At 74.6% G+C, this 23,146-nt stretch carries 25 protein-coding genes; 8 read left to right on the top strand and 17 right to left on the bottom strand.

Features of this window, described 5'->3' with window-relative positions:
- Positions 1–4: 4 nt before the first annotated feature.
- Entirely contained in the window at positions 5–664 is a 660-nt protein-coding gene (locus tag AC067J_RS05125; protein WP_478296597.1) for a hypothetical protein, read from the bottom strand.
- 302 nt (positions 665–966) lie between these two features.
- Between AC067J_RS05125 and AC067J_RS05120 the strand changes: the two genes are divergently transcribed.
- From AC067J_RS05120 to AC067J_RS05110, 3 genes are all read left to right on the top strand, one after another.
- On the top strand, positions 967–1,311 hold the full coding sequence (locus AC067J_RS05120) for a rodlet layer protein (RefSeq protein ID WP_327678144.1): 345 nt from the start codon (positions 967–969) through the stop codon (positions 1,309–1,311).
- Between the two features lie 83 nt (positions 1,312–1,394).
- A complete protein-coding gene (locus tag AC067J_RS05115) occupies positions 1,395–1,739 on the top strand; it encodes a rodlet layer protein (protein WP_478296596.1) in 345 nt (114 codons plus the stop codon).
- Positions 1,740–1,992: 253 nt separating this feature from the next.
- Positions 1,993–2,259: a hypothetical protein gene (locus AC067J_RS05110; protein WP_478296595.1), complete on the top strand. Its 267-nt coding sequence runs from the start codon at positions 1,993–1,995 to the stop codon at positions 2,257–2,259.
- Between the two features lie 56 nt (positions 2,260–2,315).
- On the opposite strand, the gene hemB is transcribed toward AC067J_RS05110, so the two are convergent.
- From hemB to AC067J_RS05075, 7 genes are all read right to left on the bottom strand, one after another.
- Complete coding sequence (gene hemB / locus AC067J_RS05105) at positions 2,316–3,296, bottom strand: porphobilinogen synthase (RefSeq protein ID WP_478296594.1); 981 nt, start codon at positions 3,294–3,296, stop codon at positions 2,316–2,318.
- A gap of 63 nt (positions 3,297–3,359) precedes the next feature.
- Positions 3,360–5,030: a bifunctional uroporphyrinogen-III C-methyltransferase/uroporphyrinogen-III synthase gene (locus AC067J_RS05100; RefSeq protein WP_478296593.1), complete on the bottom strand. Its 1,671-nt coding sequence runs from the start codon at positions 5,028–5,030 to the stop codon at positions 3,360–3,362.
- Positions 5,027–6,037, bottom strand: coding sequence for a hydroxymethylbilane synthase (gene hemC / locus AC067J_RS05095; protein ID WP_478296592.1), 1,011 nt, complete (start codon positions 6,035–6,037; stop codon positions 5,027–5,029). The genes AC067J_RS05100 and hemC overlap by 4 nt, the downstream gene beginning before the upstream one ends.
- A gap of 41 nt (positions 6,038–6,078) precedes the next feature.
- Positions 6,079–7,416, bottom strand: coding sequence for a glutamyl-tRNA reductase (locus tag AC067J_RS05090; protein ID WP_478296591.1), 1,338 nt, complete (start codon positions 7,414–7,416; stop codon positions 6,079–6,081).
- Entirely contained in the window at positions 7,413–8,309 is an 897-nt protein-coding gene (locus AC067J_RS05085; RefSeq protein WP_478296590.1) for a redox-sensing transcriptional repressor Rex, read from the bottom strand. The genes AC067J_RS05090 and AC067J_RS05085 overlap by 4 nt, the downstream gene beginning before the upstream one ends.
- 101 nt (positions 8,310–8,410) lie before the next feature.
- On the bottom strand, positions 8,411–9,109 hold the full coding sequence (locus AC067J_RS05080) for a 3'-5' exonuclease (protein ID WP_478296589.1): 699 nt from the start codon (positions 9,107–9,109) through the stop codon (positions 8,411–8,413).
- Positions 9,110–9,396: 287 nt separating this feature from the next.
- Positions 9,397–9,675 carry a glutaredoxin family protein gene (locus tag AC067J_RS05075; protein ID WP_478296588.1) on the bottom strand — a complete coding sequence of 93 codons (279 nt, stop codon included), beginning with the start codon at positions 9,673–9,675 and terminating at the stop codon, positions 9,397–9,399.
- A gap of 198 nt (positions 9,676–9,873) precedes the next feature.
- Here AC067J_RS05075 and AC067J_RS05070 point away from each other — a divergent pair, with 198 nt between their 5' ends.
- The 3 genes from AC067J_RS05070 to AC067J_RS05060 all read left to right on the top strand — a co-directional run bounded on the left by AC067J_RS05070 (position 9,874) and on the right by AC067J_RS05060 (position 14,021).
- Complete coding sequence (locus AC067J_RS05070) at positions 9,874–10,974, top strand: HAD family hydrolase (RefSeq protein WP_478296587.1); 1,101 nt, start codon at positions 9,874–9,876, stop codon at positions 10,972–10,974.
- Positions 10,975–11,617: 643 nt separating this feature from the next.
- Positions 11,618–12,391, top strand: a complete 774-nt coding sequence (locus tag AC067J_RS05065; RefSeq protein WP_478296935.1) for an ECF subfamily RNA polymerase sigma factor, BldN family — start codon at positions 11,618–11,620, stop codon at positions 12,389–12,391.
- A gap of 277 nt (positions 12,392–12,668) precedes the next feature.
- Positions 12,669–14,021: a DUF5667 domain-containing protein gene (locus AC067J_RS05060; protein ID WP_478296586.1), complete on the top strand. Its 1,353-nt coding sequence runs from the start codon at positions 12,669–12,671 to the stop codon at positions 14,019–14,021.
- 98 nt (positions 14,022–14,119) lie between these two features.
- Here the strand turns inward: AC067J_RS05060 and AC067J_RS05055 are convergent, their stop codons facing one another.
- The 6 genes from AC067J_RS05055 to AC067J_RS05030 all read right to left on the bottom strand — a co-directional run bounded on the left by AC067J_RS05055 (position 14,120) and on the right by AC067J_RS05030 (position 18,914).
- Positions 14,120–15,133 carry a lysophospholipid acyltransferase family protein gene (locus tag AC067J_RS05055; protein ID WP_478296585.1) on the bottom strand — a complete coding sequence of 338 codons (1,014 nt, stop codon included), beginning with the start codon at positions 15,131–15,133 and terminating at the stop codon, positions 14,120–14,122.
- A 6-nt stretch (positions 15,134–15,139) separates the two neighbouring features.
- A complete protein-coding gene (locus tag AC067J_RS05050; protein ID WP_478296584.1) occupies positions 15,140–16,261 on the bottom strand; it encodes an NAD-dependent epimerase/dehydratase family protein in 1,122 nt (373 codons plus the stop codon).
- 229 nt (positions 16,262–16,490) lie between these two features.
- Positions 16,491–16,589, bottom strand: a complete 99-nt coding sequence (locus AC067J_RS05045; RefSeq protein ID WP_003948845.1) for a 30S ribosomal protein bS22 — start codon at positions 16,587–16,589, stop codon at positions 16,491–16,493.
- 189 nt (positions 16,590–16,778) lie between these two features.
- Entirely contained in the window at positions 16,779–16,988 is a 210-nt protein-coding gene (locus AC067J_RS05040) for a helix-turn-helix domain-containing protein (RefSeq protein WP_045937940.1), read from the bottom strand.
- 275 nt (positions 16,989–17,263) lie between these two features.
- On the bottom strand, positions 17,264–18,460 hold the full coding sequence (locus tag AC067J_RS05035) for an acetoin utilization protein AcuC (RefSeq protein WP_478296583.1): 1,197 nt from the start codon (positions 18,458–18,460) through the stop codon (positions 17,264–17,266).
- A 70-nt stretch (positions 18,461–18,530) separates the two neighbouring features.
- Complete coding sequence (locus AC067J_RS05030) at positions 18,531–18,914, bottom strand: HGxxPAAW family protein (RefSeq protein WP_478296582.1); 384 nt, start codon at positions 18,912–18,914, stop codon at positions 18,531–18,533.
- Between the two features lie 91 nt (positions 18,915–19,005).
- Between AC067J_RS05030 and AC067J_RS05025 the strand changes: the two genes are divergently transcribed.
- Positions 19,006–19,494, top strand: a complete 489-nt coding sequence (locus AC067J_RS05025; protein ID WP_478296581.1) for a MarR family winged helix-turn-helix transcriptional regulator — start codon at positions 19,006–19,008, stop codon at positions 19,492–19,494.
- Here AC067J_RS05025 and AC067J_RS05020 read toward each other — a convergent pair.
- The 3 genes from AC067J_RS05020 to proC all read right to left on the bottom strand — a co-directional run bounded on the left by AC067J_RS05020 (position 19,491) and on the right by proC (position 22,398).
- Entirely contained in the window at positions 19,491–20,786 is a 1,296-nt protein-coding gene (locus AC067J_RS05020; protein WP_478296580.1) for an MFS transporter, read from the bottom strand. The genes AC067J_RS05025 and AC067J_RS05020 overlap by 4 nt on opposite strands.
- A 102-nt stretch (positions 20,787–20,888) precedes the next feature.
- Positions 20,889–21,539 carry an HAD family hydrolase gene (locus AC067J_RS05015; RefSeq protein ID WP_478296579.1) on the bottom strand — a complete coding sequence of 217 codons (651 nt, stop codon included), beginning with the start codon at positions 21,537–21,539 and terminating at the stop codon, positions 20,889–20,891.
- Positions 21,540–21,570: 31 nt separating this feature from the next.
- Entirely contained in the window at positions 21,571–22,398 is an 828-nt protein-coding gene (gene proC, locus AC067J_RS05010; protein ID WP_478296578.1) for a pyrroline-5-carboxylate reductase, read from the bottom strand.
- A 269-nt stretch (positions 22,399–22,667) separates the two neighbouring features.
- Between proC and AC067J_RS05005 the strand changes: the two genes are divergently transcribed.
- Positions 22,668–23,102 (top strand): hypothetical protein, encoded by a 435-nt coding sequence (locus AC067J_RS05005; RefSeq protein WP_478296577.1) that lies wholly within the window; start codon positions 22,668–22,670, stop codon positions 23,100–23,102.
- Positions 23,103–23,146 lie beyond the last annotated feature (44 nt).

Genomic DNA, 23,146 nt, shown 5'->3' with positions numbered 1-23,146 from the left:
GCGGCTACAGCTGGGCGAGGCCGGCCAGGCCGGTCTCCTGCACCACACCGGTGGCCGTCGCGGTCGTGGTGGTCGCCAGGCCGCCCACCGAGTCGGTCACCGAGATCCGCTCGTCCTCGTTGCCGAGGGTGGCCTTGGCCCCCGGGACGGCCTGGACCGCACCGGTGACCAGCCGCGGGTCGATCTCGTCCACCTTGACCCGGCCGCCGGCGAGCTGGCCGGTGCCGTCCTGGACGACCGAGAGCGGCTTGCCCAGACCCAGCCCGGGGGTGTCGGCGTGCAGCGGCGCGGACGGGGCGTCCAGCAGCAGCTCGCCGAGGTCCGCGCCCTCGTCGACCAGCGGCAGCGGCAGCTCGGCCTTGGCGGTCGGGCCCACCTTGCCGGTGCCGAGGGCGGGCACGATCCGCTCGGGGATCAGCGCGTCACCGGTGGTGTGCGCGGGCACCGGGGGCATCACCAGCGAGGTCGGGATGCCGCCCGAGATCCGGCTGCCCAGCGGCGCCACCGGCACGTCCACCGGGACCTGCTGGGTCGCCAGCTGGTCCTCCAGCGCCCCGACCTGCTCGGGGCTGACCGGGGCGGCGGCGGACGCCGCCCCCTGGGAGGCGAGTACGCCCGCACCGACCGCCAGCAGCATCGCGCCGGCCCGCTTGGAGAACCTCATGCTTTTCACCGTTCTGCCTGTTCGTACTGGAGACCTCTGGGGGAAGGGCTGCGCGGGCGCAGCCCAAAGCAATCTGTCTCAACGAGCCACTCGGATCCCGGATTGCGGCCGTTAACCGATTCGGGCTAATAATCCGACCGGAAAGCGCTCCCGGTCGCGCCTCCCGGACTCTTTTCAAAAATCCCCGTAACCTTCCGTGCCGTCATTCTTTGATCTGAACGTCAGTGACCGCAGACCGGGTCTGAGCGTTGTACGCGTTGTACGCACGGAAACTCAAGAGCATTTCAGAGAGGGATCTCCCCATGATCCAGAAGTCCTTCGCCGCCGCCGGCCTGGCCGCCGCCGCGCTGGCCGCCGCCGCGGCGCCGGCCTCGGCCATCGGCGACTCGGACGGCTCCGCCGGGTCCTTCCAGGGCAACGGCGGCACCAACTTCACCGGCACCGTCGGCGACCACAGCCCGAACTTCCACTTCCTGGACAACGCGAACGTCTGCCTGCCGGAGATCCACAACATCGCCGTCGGCGTGCTCGGCGTGGCCGTCCCGGTCGAGGTCCCGATCGCCAACAGCGGTGGCAAGCAGTACTGCACCCAGGGCCAGGGCACCCAGACCAAGGGCGACTCGGGCGTCTCCCACCTGATCGGCTGACCCGCTCGCCCCCACCTGCGTCACCCCCTCCTGAACCACCCTTCGAATCGCTCCCCGATTCATCCCCCGAGAGGAACACCGAAATGATCAAGAAGTCCCTCGCCGCCGCCGGCCTCGCCGCCGCCGCCATCGCGATGTCCGCCGGCTCGGCCTCCGCCATCGCCGACTCGGACGGCTCGGCCGTCTCGGTCCAGGGCAACGGCGGCACCAACCAGACCGGCACCCACGGCGACCACAGCCCGAACTTCCACACCCTCGACAACGCGAACATCTGCCTGCCGGAGATCCACAACGTCGCCGTCGGCGTGCTCGGCGTGGCCGTCCCGGTCGAGGTGCCGATCCTCAACAGCACCCCGAAGCAGATCTGCAACGTCGGCCAGAACACCCAGTCCTCGGGCGACGCGGGTGTCTCGCACCTGATCGGCTGATCCAGCGACACGGCGCGGCGGAGGGCCCGGGGACGTCTGGTCCCCGGGCCCTCCGGGCGTCCGGGAGGACGTCCGGCCGGCCCGCACTCCGGGTGCGGGCCGGCCGGGTGACAGGCCGTCGGCACGGCGCGTGGGGCGCCGGCGCGGACGGCAGCGTGTGTTCACGTGTCAGAGCCGGCACCCGGACACGGACCGGAGCACACGTCAGAGGCAGAGCGTTCCGACCGGACGCTCCGGAAGAGAGGGCAGATCCATGAAGAGCAAGCTGGGCAAGGTCGCACTGACCGCCTTCGGCGCGCTGGCGCTGGCCGGGGTCGCCACCCCGGCCTCCGCGCACGTCGGCCTGGTCGGCGGCGGCGAGTTCGTCGCCTCCGCCCACCCGGTGTTCGCGGCCGGCGAGTGGTGGGGCCTCGCCCACACCTCGAACATCCACACCGGCGCGCACGGCTGGGGAGCCGCCACCTCCACCGACGCCGTCGGCGGCGTGGAGGGCTTCGCCCACGTCGGCGGCTGGGAGTAGCAGGCGAAAGGCCGGGCCCCTCCGCGAGGAGGGGCCCGGCCTTCGCACGTCCGCCGCTACTTCAGCATCGCGGCGGCCTCGACCGCCCAGTAGGTGAGGATCTGCTCGGCGCCGGCCCGGCGCAGCGAGGTCAGCGTCTCCAGGATCATCCGCTCCCGGTCGATCCAGCCGTTCGCCGCGGCCGCCTCCACCATCGCGTACTCGCCCGACACCTGGTAGGCCGAGACCGGCACCGGCGAGGCGTCGGCGACCTGGCGCAGGATGTCCAGGTAGGCCATGCCCGGCTTCACCATCACCAGGTCGGCGCCCTCGGCGACGTCCAGCTCCAGCTCCCGCAGCGCCTCCCGCGCGTTGGCCGGGTCCTGCTGGTAGGACTTGCGGTCGCCCTTCAGCGAGGAGCCGACCGCCTCCCGGAACGGGCCGTAGAACGCCGAGGCGTACTTGGCGGTGTAGGCGAGGATGCCCACGTCCTGGTGGCCGGCCCCGTCCAGGGCCCGCCGGACCACCGCGATCTGGCCGTCCATCATCCCGGACGGGCCGACCAGGTGGACGCCGGCGTCCGCCTGCACCCGGGCCATCTCGGCGTAGCGCTCCAGCGTCGCGTCGTTGTCCACCGAGCCGTCGGCCGCCAGCACGCCGCAGTGGCCGTGGTCGGTGTACTCGTCCAGGCAGAGGTCGGACATGACCACCAGGGCGTCGCCGACCTCGCCGACCACGTCCCGGATCGCCTGCTGCAGGATGCCGTCCGGGTTGGTGCCCTCGCTGCCGACCGCGTCCTGCACCTCCGGCACGCCGAACAGCATGACGCCGCCCAGGCCCGCCTCGGCCGCCTCGACCGCGGCCTTCCGCAGGGTGTCCCGGGTGTGCTGGACCACCCCCGGCATCGACTTGACCGGCACCGGCTCGCGCACGCCCTCGCGGACGAACAGCGGCAGGATCAGCTCCGCGGGGTGCAGCCGGGTCTCGGCGACCAGACGGCGCATCGCCGGGGTCGACCGCAGACGGCGCGGGCGGACGTACGGGAATTCAGCGGACACGGCTTCTCTCTCCGAACGGTGGTGCGTGTGCCGGGGGCGGCGGGTGGGCCGCCCCCGGACCGTTTAGCGCGCGGCCTTGCGGCGCGAACCGGGACGGCGCTCACTGGGCCGGTAGACCGGCTCCCCGGCGGCGGTCGCGGTGTCGCGGCGCTTGGCCCCGAAGTCTGCCAGCGCCTGGGCCAGCGCGGCCGCCGACGGCGCCGGAGCCATCACGTCGACCCGCAGGCCGTGCTCCTCGGCGGTCTTCGCGGTGGCCGGGCCGATACAGGCGATGACCGTCACGTTGTGCGGCTTGCCCGCGATGCCGACCAGGTTCCGCACGGTCGAGGACGAGGTGAACAGCACCGCGTCGAAACCGCCGCCCTTGATCGCCTCACGGGTCTCGGCCGGCGGCGGCGAGGCGCGCACCGTCCGGTACGCCGTCACGTCGTCGACCTCCCAGCCCAGCTCGACCAGACCGGCCACCAGGGTCTCGGTGGCGATGTCGGCGCGCGGCAGCAGCACCCGGTCGATCGGGTCGAACACCGGGTCGTACGGCGGCCAGTCCTCCAGCAGGCCGGCGGCCGACTGCTCGCCGGACGGCACCAGGTCCGGCTTCACGCCGAAGTCGACCAGCGCCTGCGCGGTGGTCTCGCCGACCGCCGCGACCTTGATCCCGGCGAACGCCCGGGCGTCCAGGCCGTACTCCTCGAACTTCTCCCGCACCGCGCGCACCGCGTTCACCGAGGTGAAGGCGATCCACTCGTACCGGCCGGTGACCAGGCCCTTGATGGCCCGCTCCATCTGCTGCGGGGTGCGCGGCGGCTCGACCGCGATGGTCGGCACCTCCTGCGGCACCGCGCCGTACGAGCGGAGCTGCTCCGAGAGGCCGTGCGCCTGCTCCTTGGTGCGCGGCACCAGGACGTTCCAGCCGAACAGCGGCTTGGTCTCGAACCAGGAGTGCGAGGCGCGGTGCGCGACCTGCTCGCCGACCACGGCTATGACCGGGGTGGCCGGGTCGACCGGGGCCGACACCGGCGAGGGCAGCACCCGGGCCGCCTTCAGGTCCGCCGCGATGGTGGCCAGGGTGGCGGTGAAGGTGCGCTGGCGGGTGGTGGTGCCCGAGAGCGTCGCGCTCAGCGCCGACTCCGGCTTGCGGCCGTTGGAGACCAGCGCGTTGGCGGTGGCCGGCAGCTGGCCCAGGGTGGTCCGCACCACCAGGGTGGTCTCCGGCGCGCCCAGGTCCACCGGGGAGCCGGCCAGCAGCGCGGCGCCCTCCACGAACCGGACGTCGGTACCGGCCGCGCCGCGCAGCGGCACGCCCGCGTAGGCCGGGACGCCGACCGACTGGGCGACCCCGGGGATCACCTCGAAGGCGATCCCGGCGCCGGCGCAGCCGAGCATCTCCTCGGCGGCGCAGCCGTCCAGGCCCGGGTCCCCGTCGACGGTCCGCACCACGTGCTTGCCGGACCGCACGGCCTCGCCGACCAGCTCGGCCAGGTCGAACTCCGGCCCCTCCACGCCCGGGGTGTGCACCTGCACGCCGGACGGGCAGTGGCTGCGCACCGCGGCGGCGGTCAGCGGGTCGGCGACCAGGATGTCGGCCGAGGCCAGCACCTCGACCGCGCGCAGGGTCAGCAGGCCCGGGTCGCCGGGGCCCGCGCCCAGGAAGGTGCAGCGGCCGGCGGCGGGGACCACGCCCCCGAACGGGCTGTCGGCCGGGAACGGGCTGTCGGTGGCGGCGGTGGGGCTCATCGGGCTCGCTCCCCCATCAGGGCGGCCGCGCCCGCGTCGAGCAGCCGGGCGGCCAGCGCGCGGCCGAGGGCCGCCGCCTGCTGCTCGGCGGTCTCGTCGAGGACGATCGGACCGTTGGCGGACATCTTCAGCAGGGTGGCGCCGTCGGTGGTACCGACCACGCCCTCCAGCCGCAGTTCGTTCTCGTGACCGCGGACCGCCAGAGCGGCGACCGGTGCGGAGCAGCCGGCCTCCAGGGCGGCCAGCAGGGCGCGCTCGGCGGCCACCGCGACCCGGGTGGGGGCGTGGTCCAGGGCCGACAGCGCGACGGCCAGGTCCGTGGCGGCGGCCGTGCACTCGACGGCGAGCGCACCCTGGCCGGGGGCCGGGATCATCAGCTCGCGGTCGAGGTGCTCGGTGATCTCGGCGGCGCGGCCGAGCCGGTTCAGGCCGGCGGTGGCCAGCACCACCGCGTCCAGCTCGCCCGAGGTGACGAAGCCGATCCGGGTGTCCACGTTGCCGCGGATCGCCACCGTCTCCAGCTGCGCGCCGCGGGCCAGGGCCCAGGCGTTCAGCTGCGCCATCCGGCGCGGCGAACCGGTGCCGATCCGGGCGGTCCGGCCGGCGCCGGCCAGCTTCTCCACCAGCTCGTCCAGGGCCAGGCCCTCGCGCGCCACCAGGGCGTCGCGGAAGTCCTCGCGCTCGGGGACGGCGGCCAGCACCAGACCCTCGGGGGCGGCGGTGGGCAGGTCCTTGAGCGAGTGCACGGCGAAGTCGATCCGGCCCTCCAGCAGCGCGTCGCGCAGCGCGGAGACGAAGACGCCGGTGCCGCCGATCTGGGCCAGCGCCTCGCGCGAGGTGTCGCCGTAGGTGGTGATCTCCACCAGCTCGACGGGGCGCCCGGTGAGGCGGGTCACCTCGCGGGCGACCATGCCCGACTGGGCCATGGCGAGCGCGCTGCGCCGGGTGCCGAGCCGCAGGGGTGCGGTGGCGTCCGGAGACTGGTCGGTGAGCGGTTGACCGTTCATGAGGTGATCGTCCCGGTGGTACTCGTGGGATGGCTGACGGTTCATCTGGCGCCCCCGCCCGCAGGCTGCTGGGTGCCGATCGGGGTGCCCGAGACCGCGTGCACGGCGGCCGGGTCGAGGTCGAACAGCTCGCGCAGCGCGTCCGCGTAGGAGGCGCCGCCCGGCTCGGCGGCGAGCTGCTTCACCCGGACCGTCGGGGCGTGCAGCAGCTTGTCGACGACCCGCCGGACGGTCTGGGTGATCTCGGCGCGGGAGCGCTCGTCCAGCGCGGGCAGCCGGGAGTCCAGGCGGCCCAGCTCGGCGGCGACCACTTCGGAGGCCATCGCGCGCAGCGCCACCACGGTCGGGGCGATCCGGGCGGCCCGCTGGGCGGCGCCGAAGGCGGTGACCTCCTCGGCGACGATGCCGGAGACCGCGTCGACGTCGCCGGCGCCGGGGGTGGCGGCGTGCGCGTGCGAGAGGCTCTCCAGGTCGACCAGGAGCGCGCCGGGCAGCTCGTGCACGGCGTGGTCGACGTCGCGCGGCATGGCCAGGTCGAGGAAGGCGAGCGGGGTGTCGCCGTGCCGGGACGCGACCGCGGCGGCGACGTCCTCGGCCCCGACCACCACGCCGGCCGCGCCGGTGCAGGAGATCACCAGGTCGACGTCGGCCAGCGCCTCGGGCACCTTGGCCAGCTCCAGGGTGCGGGCGACGTCCGCGCCGAGGATCTCGACGAGCCGCTCGGCCCGCTCGGGCGTGCGGTTGGCGATCTGCAGGTCGGTGACGCCGGACCGGACCAGCGTGGCGGCGGCCAGCGAGCTCATCGAGCCCGCGCCGACCACCAGCGCCCGCTTGCCGGCGATCTCGCCGGCACCGGCCGCGACCTGCTCCAGGCCGAAGGTCACCAGCGACTGGCCGGCCTTGTCGATGCCGGTCTCGCTGTGCGCCCGCTTGCCGACCCGCAGGGCCTGCTGGAAGAGCTCGTTGAGGCCGCGCCCGGCGGTGTGCTCGTCCTGCGCCCGGGCCAGCGAGTCGCGCAGCTGGCCGAGGATCTGGCCCTCGCCGACCACCATCGAGTCCAGTCCGCAGGCCACCGAGAAGAGGTGGTGGACGGCGCGGTCCTCGTAGTGGACGTAGAGGTGGGAGGTGAGCTCCTCCAGGTCGACCCCGCTGTGGTGGGCGAGCAGCAGCGACAGCTCGGCGACACCGGCGTGGAACTTGTCCACGTCGGCGTACAGCTCGATCCGGTTGCAGGTGTTCAGCAGCGCGGCCTCGGCGACGGTCGCGGACGCGGCCGCGTCGTGCAGCAGCCGGGTCGGGACCTCACCGGTCAGGGCGGCGCGCTCCAGCACGCCGACCGGGGCGGTGCGGTGGCTCAGCCCTACGACGAGAAGACTCATGCCGGCATCACCGCGGAGAGGTCGCCCTCGCCGGGCTTGCCGGGCTTGGTCTTCGCGGCCGGGTCGCCGTCCTTGGCCGGCTCGGCGGCCGGACGGGCCTTGGTGCTGCCGCCGGCGGCCCGGCGCAGCTTGGCGGCCGCCGCCCGGACCGGGCCGGGGGCGCGGTCGAGCACGGACTCGGTGCGGTCCGGCTCGTCGCCGGCCTTGCGCTGCTCGTGGAAGGCGAGGATCTGCAGCTCGATGGAGAGGTCCACCTTGCGGACGTCCACGCCGTCCGGGACGGTCAGCACGGTCGGGGCGAAGTTCAGGATGCTGGTGACACCGGCCTCGACCAGCCGGTCGCAGACCTGCTGGGCGGCGCCGGGCGGGGTGGTGATGACGCCGATCGAGACGTGCTGGCTCTCCACGATGGACTCCAGTTCGTCCATGTGGCGCACCGGCAGGCCGGCGGCGCTGCTGCCGACCACCGCCGGGTCGGCGTCCAGCAGGGCCGCGACCCGGAAACCGCGGGACGCGAAGCCGCCGTAGTTGGCGAGCGCGTGGCCGAGGTTCCCGATGCCGACGATGACGACCGGCCAGTCCTGGGTCAGGCCCAGCTCGCGGGAGATCTGGTAGACGAGGTACTCGACGTCGTAGCCGACGCCGCGGGTCCCGTACGAGCCCAGGTAGGAGAAGTCCTTGCGCAGCTTGGCGGAGTTCACCCCGGCGGCCGCGGCCAGCTCCTCGGAGGAGACCGTCGGCACCGAACGCTCGGAGAGCGCGGTGAGCGCGCGCAGGTAGAGGGGCAGGCGCGCGACTGTCGCCTCCGGGATGCCCCGGGCACGCGAGGGTCGGCGCGCGGCGCCCTGCTCGGGCGTCTGCGAACTGCTCTGTGGTGATCGGCCGATTGCCACGGTGCTCCTGTGGGTGAAGCTGGGCTTTGGCAGCCAGGCTATGCGTTTGTGAACGTGTGCACAAAGATGGTGTCCGATTTGTCCCCGCACAGTGATGCGCATCACGCCGTCGCACCCATAGCACCGGACGCTTTCCGGACCGCCGCCGGGGGCGGTGCGGCAGGTGGCCGCGGGCCGTACGACGGCTCGCACGGAACCTCCCGGCGCACCGTCGGGACCGGCTCCCCGGACGGCCGGGACCGCGCCCTGCCCAGCCTCGGCCACGGCACCCGGGCCGCCTCCCGCAGCGGCTCCGCCCAGTCGCCGGGCGGGCAGGACGGCGCGCCCAGGCAGTACCGCAGCAGCCCGGCGGTGGCCCTGGCGTCCCCCAGTGCGGTGTGCGCCGCGAACCGGCCCAGACCGGCCGCCTCCACGCAGGCCGCCAGGCCGAACCCGAGGGCCTCCGGCAGGTGGGTCCTGGCCAGCCGCATCGTGCAGAGCAGCGGCACCGCCGGCAGCGGGACGCCGATCCGCGCGAACTCCCGATCCAGGAAGGCGTGGTCACAGGTGACGTGATGGCCGACCAGCACCCGGCCGGCCAGCAGCTCCAGCAGCTTCGGCGCGATCTCGCGGAACCGCGGGGCGCCCTCGACGTCCTCCTGCGCTATCCGGTGCACATGGGTCGGGCCCACCGGGCCGAGCGGGTCCAGCAGCGTGCAGAACTCGCCCTCCGGGCGGAGCCGCTCGTCCAGCAGCACCACGGCCACCTCGACCACCCGGTGCCGCCACGGGCTGCGGCCGGTCGCCTCCACGTCCACCACGGCGAAGCCCCCGGGCCCGGCCGACGGACCGGCGGGCTCCGCTAAGGGCGTCGCGGAGGGGGGCACCGCGGAGGGCGCCACGGGGGACGCCCCGGGGGGCGGACCGGGAAGCATGGCGGCACTCCTCGCGTGCTCAGCCCCCCATGGGCGCAGACGAGTTCGATCGTAAGCCGACCACCCGGGGCCGCCCCAAGCCGAACGCGGGGATTCTTCACAACGATTCGGCGAACCGCCCCCGCCGGACGGCGGGGGTCACCGGAGCCGCCCCGGGCGCGGCCCCCGGGCCTTCAGCCGCCCAGCGCGGTGCGCAGGCGCTTCTCGTCCACCCGCCAGAAGTCGTGCTGCCGGCCGTCGACCAGGGTCACCGGGATCTGCTCCCAGTAGCGCCGGTAGAGCTCCTCGTCCTGCGTGATGTCCTTCTCCTCGAAGGACGCGCCCAGCTCGCCCGTCACCCGGACGATCACCTCCCGGGCGTCGTCGCACAGGTGGCAGCCGGGCTTGGCGACCAGGGTCACGGTCCGCTCGGCCGGCTTCGGGTTCTTGTCGCGTCGCAGCAGTGGGCTCACCCCGCCATTGTGCGCCGCCCCTACGGAACGGCGGGCGGGCGGGGCGGCCGGCCCCCGGACGGCGGGGCCCCGGCGGGTGGGCGGGCCCGGCGGACCCGGCGGCCGACGCGGCGCGGGCAGGCGGGCCGCTCGGCTGTTCACCGGCCCGGCACGCCGCCGTCACGGCCGCTCCGCGACCCGCTGGCTATGCTCGGTGACATGGCCGTGCTCCGAAGGCTCCTCCAGACAAGGCGACCCACCACCGCGCGGATCGCCCTGGCGGGCGAAGCCGCGGCCGAGGCGGCGGAGGCCGCCCTGCGGGCCGCTCCGGAGCCGCCCGCCGCCGTGGGACCGGCCGCGGGAACCGCTGCCGGGACCGCCGCCGGAGCCACTGCCGAGGCCACCACCGGAACCGCTGCCGGAACCGCCGTCGAGGCCACCGCCGGACCGGCCGGGGAAGGCCCCGAGGAGGACGCCGGGCAGCCCGCCAAGCGCGGCAAGGCCCCCAAGGCGCCCGCCGAGAACCACACCCCCGAACCGGACGACCCCCGCGCCGCCGCCTTCTTCGACTGCGACAACACCATCCTGCGCGGCGCCGCCATCTTCTACCTCGGCGTCGGCCTCTACCGCCGCGGCTTCCTCACCCGCCGCGACATCGCCCGCTTCGCCTGGCAGCAGGCCTGGTTCCGGCTGCACGGCACCGAGGACCCGGACCACATGGCCGACGCCCAGCACACCGCGCTCGGCCTGGTGGCGGGCAAGCGGACCGCCGACCTGGAGGCCCTCTGCGAGGAGGTCTTCGACGAGGTCATCGCCGACAAGGTCTGGCCCGGCACCCGCGCGCTGGTCCAGATGCACCTGGACGCCGGCCAGCGGGTCTGGCTGGCCACCGCCGCCCCGGTGGAGGTGGCCCGGATCATCGCCGCCCGGCTCGGCATGACCGGCGCGCTCGGCACCGTCGCCGAGGCGCGCGACGGCGCGTACACCGGACGACTGGTCGGCGAACTGCTGCACGGCCCGGCCAAGGCGGCGGCGGTCCGCTCGCTCGCCCGCCGGGAGCGGCTCGACCTGGACCGCTGCGCCGCGTACAGCGACTCCGCCAACGACATCCCGATGCTCTCGCTGGTCGGCCACCCGTACGTGGTGAACCCGGACGGCGCGCTGCGGCGGCACGCCCGTTCCCAGGGGTGGCGGGTCCGGGACTTCCGGACCGGCCGCAAGGCGGCCCGGGTCGGCCTGCCGGCGGCGGCCGCGCTCGGGGTGGCGGGGGGCGCGGCGGCGGCCGGGGTGACCCTGTACCGCCGGCACCGGGCGGCCTGACCCCGCTCCGGCCCCGGGCCGGATCCGGGTGGGGACCCGCCCGGGCCCGCACCCGGATCCGGCGCCCCGCGGCCCGGCCCCGGCGGGGTGAGCCCTGTCAATTCGCGCGCTGACCAGGCCGCCCGTACGGGCGAACTCCGGCGCGCCGCGCACCGATTCGCGCGCTCCGACCGAACCCGACACCGGGTGACTGGTTCTGATCGTTCGTCAGACGGGGAAAGTCAGGGGTTATCCGCACCCAAGACAGGGAAACCGCCCGCCAGGCCGTCGAATTGGTCACCCAGTGCACTCGTTCGATCACGTTGGGCCGGATGATCGATGACATGTTCGGTCAGTGTCGGCCTTATATGTGTCCGATGCGGATCCCAAACGACCACTTCGACCACACGGTGTAGCTGTCATTGCACAAAGCGTTATTCTCTCCTGGATGCGCGTCACCCACCCGCCCCAGCACGACCGGGTGGTGCGGCCGTGCTCTCCGCGCAGGCGGAGGTGATCCGTCCACAGTTCTGCCTCTGGGAGTCCCGTGTACCCACCCGTCCGGAACGACGCGCCTGCACCCTCCCGCCCGTCGTCCGCGCCCCTGCGCTCCCGCACCAGCCTCCGCGGCCGCCCGGTCCCGCCCCGGCAGATCTCCACCGGCCTGGAGCTGCTGCGCAGCCTGCTCCGCAGCCAGCTCGCCGCCTCGCCCCAACTGGTGCCCGCCGGAGCCTCGTTCGGCCCCGGCCAACCGCAACCCGTCGGCGGCCCGCTGCTGCGCACCACCGCGGCCGGCTCGACCGGCACCGGCTCGCGCGGACGGACCGGGGCCGCCGGCACCGGCGGCCGCAGCCGGGCCCGCACCACCACCGGCCCCGGGTACGAGACCGAGCACAACCCGATCATGGAACTGGTCGAGCGGGCCCAGGCCGGCGAGAGCGAGGCCTTCGGCCGTCTCTACGACCACTACTCGGACACGGTCTACCGCTACATCTACTACCGGGTCGGCAGCCGGGCCACCGCGGAGGACCTCACCAGCGAGACGTTCCTGCGGGCGCTGCGCCGGATCGGCACCTTCACCTGGCAGGGCCGGGACTTCGGCGCCTGGCTGGTGACCATCGCCCGCAACCTGGTCGCCGACCACTTCAAGTCCAGCCGGTTCCGGCTGGAGGTCACCACCGGCGAGATGCTCGACTCCAACGAGTGCGAGCGCAGCCCGGAGGACTCCGTGCTGGAGTCGCTCTCCAACGCGGCCCTGCTGGAGGCGGTCCGCCGGCTCAACCCGCAGCAGCAGGAGTGCGTCACCCTGCGCTTCCTGCAGGGGCTCTCGGTCGCCGAGACGGCCCGGATCATGGGCAAGAACGAGGGCGCCATCAAGACCCTCCAGTACCGCGCGGTGCGCACCCTGGCCCGCCTGCTCCCGCCCGACGCGCGGTGAGCGGGGAGAAGGCCGGGGGCGGCCCCGGAGCGGCGGGGGAGATAGCCCGCGGGCCGTCATCCCCGGCGGCCGCCCGACACGTCCGGGTGAACGGTCGGTCCGATGATCAGCCGTGCGTAACCGACCGCCCGCACCGCTCGTTGGCCAGCGTGCAAGCCTCCACCAGGCGTACGGTCAAGTCGAATTGCGACCTCTCACCCGATGGAGTGGCTTTGGCTTGCCGGGGCAACCGTCCGGCAGGCCGGGGTGTCGACAACGACGAAGGGAGGTGTGGCCCGTGACGGCAAACGTGCTGGAGCACCGGCGGGCGAAGGCCTTCGCCGAGGCGCTGGAGGCCCACCAGGCGGAGCAACGCGGCGCCGACGGCAGGGAAACGGACAACACCGTTGCCGGCAGCGCCGGATCGGCCACGATGGCCGGGCTCATCGACATGGTCGGCGCGCTCGGCGCGCTGCCCGGCCCGGAGCTGGACCGTGAGGTCCGGACCGTCCAACGCGCCCGGCTGATGGCCGCGTTCGAGCAGGCCTTCGCCGGCGGACCGGGCGCCACGGTGCCCCGGCAGCGCCGCCACCGGGCGATCCGGACCGCACCGCGCGGCCGTTGGAGCCGCCGGTTCGCGATCGGCGGACTGGTCGCCGGACTCGCCGTCGGGAGCTTCGCCGGCGCCGCGGCCGCCAGCGGCAACGCGCTCCCCGGCGATCCGCTGTACGGGATGAAGCGCGGCCTGGAGGGGCTCCGGCTCAACCTCGCGGACTCCGACACCGAGCGCGGCGAGCTGCTGCTGGACAACGCGGCCACCCGGCTCGGCGAGGCCCGGTCCCTGATCGGCCGGACCGAATCCGGCGGATCACTCAGCCCGGGCACGGTCGACCAGGTCCGCAAGGCGCTCGACGACATGCACGCCGACGCCCTCCGGGGCCGCGACCTGCTGCGCGCCGTCTACCGCAACAACGGCTCGCTCGACCCGATGCGCACCCTGGCCGGCTTCGCCGAGGGCGAGGACGGCGCCTGGGCCGAGGTCCAGTCCAAGCTGCCCGTCCAGCTGATCCCGCAGGCCCATCTGGTGGACCAGCTCTTCGACGACATAAGCGAGGACGTCGCGCCCCTGCGCCTGGCCGATCCGCCCGCCAAGAGCGGTGCACCGGTCGGCGGCGGGGCGGGCGACGGCGCGCAGGCTCCGGCCGGCAGCGGTTCCGGCGGCCCGGCCGGCGCCACGGCCACCGGCGGGAACCCCGCGCCCGGCGGCGCCGCGCCCGCGCAGGGCGGCTCCACCGGCGGCCAACCCGGCGGCACGGCCGGCAGCGGCAGGCCCGGTGCCCCCGAGCGGGCCCCGTCCGCCGGGGCGACCGTCCCGGCGCCCCCGGCCGCTCCCGGCGCCCCGGTCGACATCCTGCCGAGCACCGCGCCCGGCAACGTCGTCCCGGCTCCGGTCGGCGGGCTGGTGGACAACCTCACCAGCGGGCTCACCGGCGCCAAGCCCTCGCCCAGCGCCGACCCGGCGCCGGACCAGGCGCCGGTGCAGCCGTCCGCCACGCCCAGCCCCACCGCCGACGGCGCCCCGCAGCAGGGCGTCGACGTGCCCCCGCTGATCCCGGGCCTGCTGCCCGGTCTGCGGATCCTCGGCGGCTGAGCGGCCGGCCGGGCGACCGCCGAGTGGTGGTGACGCGGCCGGGCCCCGGTGGACGGATCGTCCACCGGGGCCCGGCCGTGAGCGTGCGCGGGCGGCGCTCAGAAGAACACCGAGCGCCGCTGCACCAGCAGCTGGTAGAGGGTGTGCTGGATGGTCTCGCGGACCTCGTCGGCCAGGTCGAACACCAGCATCGGGTCGTCCGCCGCCTCCGCCGGGTGCCGGTCGGTCGCGATCGGCTCGCCGAACTGGATGATCCACTTGGTCGGCAGCGGCACCGCACCCAGCGGGCCCAGCCACGGGAAGGTCGGCGTGATCGGCACGTACGGCAGGCCCAGCAGCCGGGCCAGCGTCCTGAAGTTGCCGATCATCGGATAGGTCTCCTCGGCCCCGACGATCGAGCACGGGACGATCGGCACCTGCGCCCGCAGCGCGGACGAGACGAAGCCGCCGCGGCCGAACCGCTGCAACTTGTACCGCTCGGAGAACGGCTTGCCGACCCCCTTGAAGCCCTCCGGCCAGACCCCGACCAGCTCGCCGCGCTCCAGCAGCGCCTGGGCGTCCTCGTTGCAGGCCAGCGTGTGCCCGGCCTTGCGGGCCAGCTCGTTGATGCCGGGCAGGACGAACACCAGGTCGGCGGCGAGCATCCGCAGGTGCCGGTGGTGCGGGTGGTGGTCGTGTATGGCGACCTGGGTCATCAGGGCGTCCAGCGGGATCGTCCCGGAGTGGTTGGCGACGATCAGCGCGCCGCCCTCGGCCGGGATGTTCTCGACGCCGCGGACCTCGACCCGGAAGTACTTCTCGGCCAGCGGCCGCAGCAGCGTGAGCAGCACCTCCTCGGTCAGCTCACGGTCGAAGCCGAACTCGTCCACCTCGTAGTCGCCGGTGATCCGGCGCCGCAGGAAGGCCAGGCCGTCGGCGGCCCGGGCCTCCCAGCCCTTGCCGAACAGCCGGGTGGCGGCCGGGCCGAGCCGCCCGGCCAGCGCCCCGCCGACGGTGTCGGCGACCCGGTCGGCCAGGCCGGGCCCGGCGGTCGGCGGCTCGGTCCAGCTGGGGGCGGACTCGATCGGGATGACCTTCGCCTCGCCCGGCGCGTTCTCGGCGGCGGCACTCATGCGGGTTCAGCTCCTGGGTCGGTGCGGGCGGGCGGGACTGTCCGGGGCCGGCCGGCCGTGCCCCGGGCGCTCGGGGCCGAGCAGCGCGGCCACGCCGTCGGTCACGGCGGTCAGCCGCTCGGGCGGCAGCAGGCCGGGCGACTGCGCGGCGGCGAAGTCGGCGAACGCCTCCGGAGTGGTGAACGCCGGGCGGTAGCCGAAGGTCTCCCGCAGCCGCGCGGTGTCCACCACCCGGCCGTGCGTGAGCAGCCGCAGCTGCTCGGGCGAGACGTCCACCAGCCTGGTCTGCCGGGCCAGCCCGGCGAACCAGCTGATCGCGGGAAGCAGCAGCGGCAGGGTCGGCCGGCCCAGCCGGCGGGCGCACTGGGAGAGCAGCAGCACGCCCTCCCCCGCCACGTTGAAGGTACCGGTGTTGGCGGTGTCCGGCTCGGCGGCGAACGCGGCCCGGCAGAGCACCTCGACGACGTCGTCCTCGTGCACGAACTGCAGCCGGGGGTCGTAGCCGAGGACGGTCGGCAGCACCGGCAGCCCGAAGTACTCGCTCAGCGGGGTGTCGGCGTCCGGGCCGACGATGTTGGCGAACCGCAGCACCGTCACCGCGACGTCCGGACGGCGCCGGGCGAAGCCGCGGACGTAGCCCTCGACCTCCACCGCGTCCTTGGCGAAGCCCCCGCCCGGCAGGTTCCTGGGCTGGGTCCGCTCGGTGAACACCGCCGGGTCGCGCGGCGCCGACCCGTAGACGCCGGTCGTCGACTTCACCACCAGCCGGCGGACGTCCGGGGCCTTCTGGCAGGCGCCGAGCAGCTGCATGGTGCCGATGACGTTGGACTCCTTCACCGACGAGCGGTTGGTGGAGCCCAGTCCGGTCGCGCTGACCGCGAGGTGGACGACCGTGTCGACGCCGTGCTCGGCGATGACCCGGGCCACGGCGGGCCGGCGCAGGTCGAGCTGGTGGAAGCGGTACGGCGCGGCGGGCCCGTCCGGCTCCGCGAGCGCGCGCAGTGGCGGGCGCGGCGGCTCGACGTCCACGCCGACCACCAGGTCCACCCCGGGCCGGCGGCGCAGCTCGGCGGCGAAACGGGCCCCCAGGTGCCGGGCCACGCCGGTGACGAGCACGACCGTACCCACAGCGCTGCACCCCATTTCCCCGCCCGTTCCTCGGTCCGGGCGGCCTGCGTGCACCGTACCGCGCCGCCGTGGCGGGCCGTGAAACGACACCGCCCGCCCAGGCCGCGAAGGCCTGGACGGGCGGTGGAACGCCTGAACCCCGCCGGGGCGGGGGTACTTCTCGTTGCGTCGCTGGACCCACGTCCTGGGGTCATCCCCGCCGGAACGGGGAAGCTCACAAGCTCAGGCGTTACTTCTTGTTGCGACGCTGAACGCGCGTCCGCTTCAGAAGCTTGCGGTGCTTCTTCTTGGCCATACGCTTGCGACGCTTCTTGATGACAGAGCCCACGGAACAACCCTCGCTCACTGAGACTCTCGCCCGTGTGAGACGGAGTCCAAACGACTGACGGACGGCCTAGCCTACCGTCCACTCGCCCAGGGCCGTAATCGTGCTCCCCGGGACGGGCGAACTCGGGGGAAATCCGAGGCGAACGGGGGCGGGGCCCACGGGCTGTGGGCCCCGCTCCGCCGGCCTGCCCTACGCGCTCTCCAGCCGCACGTAGGACTCCTTGAGGTACTCGTGCACTGCCTGCTGGGGCACCCGGAACGACCGGCCGACCCGGATGGCCGGCAGCTCGCCGCTGTGCACCAACCGGTAGACCGTCATCTTGGAGACCCGCATGACCGCGGCCACCTCGGCCACGGTCAGGAAGACGACGTCCTGCAAGGGGCGTTCGCCGGAACTCATGACCATCACCCGACCCTTACCCGTGTGCAAGGCACCGGCTTCCCCTCCGGTGACTCCACCGGCACACGTGTATCCCCAGAGTAGTTATGGGTGGTACCAGTGGGAAGAGGGAGAAGCGCAGTCCTCGTACGGTGAGGGATAAGCCCGTTGCAGTACGTAGCCGATCGGCGGTCTGCACCAGCCGGCGTGCGCACGGCCCCGGCCCGGCACCGGGCCTTCACAACCGGGAGCGGGCGTTCAGCGCCACCGGCCGGTTCCGGCGCCGACGCCGCAGGTCAGGGCAGCAGCCCGTGGTGCGGCAGAACGGCCCGGCGGGCGGCCAGGATCGCCTGGTCGAGGCGGTCGGCCGGATCGTATCCCGTGTCGAAGTCGCGCCAGACCGGACGCGCCCCGTCGGTCATCCGCAGCGGGGCCGGACGGCGGGTGCGGCGGTAAACCTCGGCGCGCCAGGCTTCCGGGGTCTCGGTCGCCGGGTCCACGGGCCGGCCGGCGGCGGTGGCGACCAAGTGGGTCCACGTCCGCGGCACGACGTCGACGACCGCGTAGCCCCCGCCGCCGAGCGCGACCCAGCGGCCGTCGGCGTGCTCGTGGGCCAGCGCGTGCAGTTCCTCGGCGATCACCCGCTGCGCGTCCACGGTGACCGCGAGGTGGGCGAGCGGGTCCTCCAGGTGGGTGTCGGCGCCGTGCTGGGTGACCAGGACCTGCGGGCGGAAGGCGGCGAGCAGCTCGGGCACCAGGGCGTGGAAGGCGCGCAGCCAGCCGGAGTCGCCGGTGCCGGCCGGGAGCGGGAGGTTGGCGGCGGAGCCGGGTGCGCCGGGGCCGCCGGTCTCGGTGGTCCAGCCGGTCTGCGGGAAGAGCGTGGCCGGGTGCTCGTGCAGCGAGACGGTGAGCACCCGGGGGTCGTCCCAGAACGCCTCCTGGACCCCGTCGCCGTGGTGGACGTCGACGTCCACGTAGGCGACCCGTTCGGCCCCGAGTTCGAGCAGCCGGGCGATGGCGAGGGCCGGGTCGTTGTAGATGCAGAAGCCGGAGGCCTTGCCGGGCATGGCGTGGTGCAGGCCGCCGGCGAAGTTGACGGCGTGCGGGGTGTCGCCGCGCCAGACGGCCTCGGCGGCGGCGACCGACTGCCCGGCGATCAGCGCGGAGGCGGAGTGGACGGCGGGGAAGGCCCAGTTGTCGTCGGTGCCGAGGCCGTGCCGGGGGTCCTGCTCGTCGGGGTGGGCGGCGGCGTGCTTGACCGCCTCGACGTAGTCGGCGGTGTGCACCAGCCGGAGGGTGGACTCGCCGGCGGGCGGCGCGGACCGGACGGTGACGCCCGGACCGCCGTCGAGTCCGAGGGACTCCACCAGGCGCATGGTGAGCGCGAGCCGTTCCGGGTCCATCGGGTGGCCGGGGCCGAAGTCGTAGGCGGTGACCGCTTCGTCCCAGAAGAGGTGCAGGCCGCAGGGGGTGTCACGCTCGGCTTCGGGCATGGCCTCCACCGTAGCGGGTGGGGCCGGTGCGGCCGGGCAACGGGTCCTTGAACGCTGGTGGTACGGACGGTCAGGCGCGGGGGCGTCCGGTGGCCGCCGGGACGGGCGGTGCCGTCGGTACGGGCACGGGTGCCGGGGCGGTGGCCCGGGCGGGGCGGCGGCCGGCCAGGCGGCAGCCGAGGCAGTCGGGGTGGCCGCCGCGGGCGCCGGGGTCGGGGGTGCGCCAGTGCCGGCGCCCGGGCGGGCGCGGGCCGGTGGCCTTGCCCCAGCCGGCGAGGTGGAGCAGCCAGGCGGCGACCGCCCCGAGTGCGGTCAGCGCGGCGCCGGCCCAGAGCCCGGGGGCCGATCCCGCGGCGAACGCCACGCCCGCGACGGTGGAGCCGAGGACGGCGATCGCCGTCCCGGTCCAGCCGGCAACGGTGTGGCCCATGTCGTGATCACCGTGTGCGCCCATGTCTCCTCATTTGGTGTGATGGGTGCGTTCCGCATCCGCTCGGACGTTTTATCTCACGAGCTAAGTAACTTAGATACTAAGGAGATACCCTTTGGAGGGCAAGCCGCGCCCGCAGGCGACGGCCGCGCAGGCGCTCTACGCGATGGACCGGATGATCGCGCTCGCGCAGTTCGGCCAGCAGGACATCGCGTCGCGGCTCGGACTCAACGTCACCGACCTCACCTGCCTCGGCTTCGTGATGGAGGCCGCGCTGGCCGGCGAGCCGCTGGCCGCCGGCGACCTCGCCGAACGGGCGCAGCTGACCACCGGCGCGGTGACCGGCGTGCTCAACCGGCTGGAGAAGGCCGGGTACGCCCGCCGCGAGGCCGACCCGGGCGACCGCCGCCGGGTCCGCGTGGTGCTGGAGAGCACCGCGCAGGCCCGGATCATGGAGGTGTACGGCCCGTTCTACGAGCGGATCAACCACCTCTTCGCCGACTACACCGCGGACGAGGTCGCGGTGCTCACCGACTGGTTCACCCGCGCGAAGGGGTTGCTGCGGGAGTCCCTCGACGAGATCCGCGCGGGCGGCACGCCCTAGGGGCTACGAGGCGCGTCCTCGGGCCGGCTCGGGGACGCGCCGCGGGGCCCGGCCGGGCCCGGCACCCCCGCCGCGGCCGCCGCCCCCGGGGCCGTGGCAGCGAGGGTCTCCGAGGTCACCGGGGTCGGGGCGAAGCGGTCGGCGAGCGGCAGGACGGCGAGCACCAGGAGCATCGGGGCGAGCAGCGCCCAGCGGTACGAGCTCGCGTCCGCCAGCGCGCCGACCAGCGGCGAACCGACCAGGAAGCCCGCGTAGTTGAAGAGGTTGAGCCGTGCCACCGCGGCGTCCGAGTCGGCCGGGAAGAGCCGCCCGCCGGCCGCGAACACCTGCGGGATGATCGCGCAGATCCCCAGGCCGAGCACGGTGAACCCGGCGATCCCGGCCCAGGCCCCGGGCGCGGCGGCGGCCAGCGCGAAGCCGAGCGCGGCCAGCGCGGCCCCGGACCGGACCACCGGCACGGCACCCCAGCGCTGCACCGCGCGGTCGCCCAGCGCCCGGCCGAGCAGCATCGCGACCATGTAGCCGAGGTAGGAGAGCTTGGCGACGTCCTCCGGGCTGCCCAGGCCGTCGGTCAGGTACTTGACGCTGTAGTTGGAGACCGAGGCGTCGGCGATGTAGGCGAAGGCCATCGCCAGGCAGAGCGGCAGCAGCGGGCGCCACGGGACGGTGCGGGCGGCCGCCTCGGCGGCCTCGCGGACGGCGTCGCCGAGCTCGGCCGGCCCGGCGAGCCGACTGCCGGCCAGCACCGCGAGCGGGGCGATCACCCCGGCCGCCGTGCCGAACAGCACCGGCAGGCCGAGACCGACGTGCGCGCCGAGGCCGGCGACGGCGGCGCCGAGGATGCCCCCCAGGCTGAAGGCCGCGTGGAAGCCGAGCATCACCGAGCGGCCGTAGCGGTGCTGGAGGCCGACCCCGAGCATGTTCATGCTCGCGTCCAGCGCGCCGACCAGCAGGCCGAACGCGCCCAGCGCGAGGGCGAGCTGCCAGAGCGCGTCCCCCGAACCGGCGGCGGCGAGGGTGACGCAGACGGCCGGCTGGACGACCCGCAGCACGGCCCGCGCGCCGACCCGCCGGACCAGCCGCTCGGAGGCGATCGAACCCGCCCCGGCCAGCACCGGCACCGCGGCCAGGAACACCGGCAGCAGCGCGTCGCTCAGCCCGTACCGGTCCTGGAGCTCCGGGATGCAGGTGACCAGCAGGGCGAAGGTGACGCCCTGGAGCAGGAAGCCCGCGGCGAGCGCGGCGCGGCCGGCCCGGAGCCCCGGCGTGATCACGGCACTCTCGGAACGCACATGAACCTCGCTACCGGCCGGTACGACAGTGGTGGCGAGAGCGTAGGCCGTGACGGGCGATCGCGGGAGGGGTCGCGCAGAGGTTCCGGGCCGCGGGCGGCGTCAGAGCAGGCCGGGGACCTCCGCCAGGTCGGCGATCAGGCCGGTGGCGCCGGCGGCGGTCAGCTTCGCCGGGTCGGTGAGCGCGGTGTAGCCGTACACGTCCATGCCGGCCGCACGGGCGGCCAGCACGCCGTTGGGGCTGTCCTCCAGCACCAGGCAGGCGGCCGGGTCGGTGCCGAGGGTGCGGGCGGCGTGCAGGAACAGGTCGGGTGCGGGCTTGCCGACGCCGACGTCCTGCGCGCTGAAGATCCGCTCCTCGGGGAAGTACCCGCGCAGGCCGGTGACGTCCAGCGCGGTGCGGATCCACTCGTGGTGCGCGGAGGAGGCCAGGCAGTAGGGCACGGAGCGCTGCTGGAGCTCCTTCAGCAGCGTCTCCGCGCCCCGCACGGCGGCGAGTTCGGTACCGAAGGCGTCGAACACCCGGCCGTGGAACAGCTCGTCGAAGCCGTCCGGGAGCCGGGCGCCGTCGTACCGCTCGGCGATCACGTCGTGCACCCGGTGGGCGGCGGTGCCCATGAAGTCCCGGTAGGAGTCCTCGATCGTGGTCGGGTGGCCGAGCTCGGTGAGGTACTCGGCCAGCAGCCGGTTGGAGAGCGGCTCGCTGTCCACCAGGACGCCGTCGTTGTCGAAGATCACCAGTTCGTAGGCCATGCGTTCGAGCCTACCGGGCACCTCCCGTCGGCTACTTGCCGCCGGAGGCCAGCTCCCGGGAGCGGTCCCGGGCCGCCTCCAGGGCGCCCAGCAGGGCCGCCCGCACCCCGTGGTTCTCCAGCTCGCGGATGGCCGCGATGGTCGTGCCGGCGGGCGAGGTGACCGCCTCGCGCAGCTTCACCGGGTGCTCGCCGGAGTCCCGCAGCATGACGGAGGCTCCGATCGCCGACTGCACGATCAGGTCGTGCGCCACCTGGCGCGGCAGGCCCAGCAGGATGCCCGCGTCGGTCATCGCCTCGACCAGGAAGTAGAAGTACGCCGGGCCCGAGCCGGAGAGCGCGGTCGCCGCGTCCTGCTGGGACTCGGGCAGCCGCAGCGCCTTGCCGACCGAGCTGAAGATCTGCTCGGCCCGCTCCAGGTGCGCCTCGGTGGCGTGCGAGCCGCCGGAGATCACGCTCATCCCCTCGTCCACCAGGACGGGCGTGTTCGGCATCACCCGGACCACCGGGGTGCCCGCCGCGAGCCGGGCCTCGAACCACGCGGTCGGGATGCCGGCCGCCGCCGAGATCACCAGCCGGTCCGCGCCGACGTGCGGCGCCAGCTCGTCCAGCAGGGTCCCCATGTCCTGCGGCTTCACCGCCAGGATCAGGGTGTCCGCGAGCTTGGCCGCCTCGGTGTTGTCCACCACGCCGACCCCGTACCGGGCGGCCAGCTCCGCGGCCCGCTCCGGGCGGCGGGCGGTCACCAGGACGTCCGCCGGGTTCTTGCCGGCCCGCAGCAGACCGGAGAGCAGCGCCTCGCCGATCTTGCCCGTGCCGAGGAAGGCGATCTTCTGTCCGTGCTCCGTGCTGCCGGCCATGGTCACTCCTTGCTTCCGGTACCGCGGCCATCCTCGCACCGCGTACGGGCCCGCGGCGGGAGCGTCCACCCTGCGGAAGGCCGCGGGCCGGCGGGCGCGCACGGCGGTGGGCGGGCGGGCGGCCGGCCCGCGGCGGCGGTGGGACAGGGCTGGCGCGCGGGCGGGCGCACGGGCGGGGCGGTTCGCGGCCCCTAGGGCGAAACTCCGGGTTCTCCCCTATGGCCCGGGGCTGGGCATGGGCGCACCGTGGAGGTATGGCACACGGAGAGATGTCCCGACGTGAGAACCGGCAGGTCGCCGTCGCCGCGGCGACGGTAGGCCCGTGGCGGACCGCCGCGGGAGTCGGTGCGGTGGTGGGGGCGACGGCCCTGGGGATCGACGCGATCTCCGGGGACTGGTCGCTGAGCATGCTGGCCGACCCGGCCGGCTGGGGCCTGTTCTTCTTCTTCCTGGTCGGCACGGTCGGCGGCCAACTGCGCCGTGACACCACCGACCGGCGGCTGGCCCGGTGGGCGGCCGAGCACCCGTGGCAGTCGGCGCTGCCGGCGGCCGGCGGGCTGCTCCTGATGAACACGCTGGCGCAGCTGTTCCTCGGGGACGCGGGCGTGTTCGAGGCGTTCTTCCTCTCGCTGTTCCCGGCCGGCCTGCTGCTGGCCGTCGCGGGCGTGGTCGGGTCGGTGAAGCGGGCCCGCGGCAAGGGCTGAGCGGGGAGGCGCGGGGGGCGGAACGGGGGGACGAACCAGGCCGA

Source organism: Kitasatospora sp. NPDC042419, from assembly GCF_056437345.1.
The sequence above is the reverse complement of the archived record's forward strand: the minus strand, read 5'-3'. Positions and strand labels throughout refer to the sequence as shown.